General features: G+C 72.4%; 1 protein-coding gene. It reads left to right on the top strand.

Annotated features, from left to right (window positions below; all coding sequences use genetic code 11):
• Positions 1-232, top strand: a 232-nt coding sequence (locus ACQG3P_RS24795) for a hypothetical protein (RefSeq protein WP_426806528.1), incomplete at both ends; no start/stop codon positions are given.

The raw sequence follows: 232 nt of genomic DNA, 5'->3' as shown, positions 1-232 counted from the left end.
TGCCTGCAGTCGTCCACCGAGTTGATGCGCGGCTCGGGGGAACGGTACGACCGCAGCCTGTGCGACAGCACCCCGCGCGTGGCCGGGATCTTCCGCGGCATGCTGCCCGCCGGCGATGGCAGCGTTGACGCGGCCAAGACCGGGACCGGGGGCGAGCGGCAGACCCCGACCCTGCAGGTCGGCACCGAGGGGCTCAACCTGCAGGAGGCCGTAGTGGACCGCTTTGCCGAGG

The organism is Stenotrophomonas sp. SrG (genome assembly GCF_050031795.1).
GTDB lineage: Bacteria > Pseudomonadota > Gammaproteobacteria > Xanthomonadales > Xanthomonadaceae > Stenotrophomonas > Stenotrophomonas rhizophila_A.
Note: the sequence above shows the minus strand (reverse complement) of the source record. Positions and strands in the feature narration are given on the sequence as shown.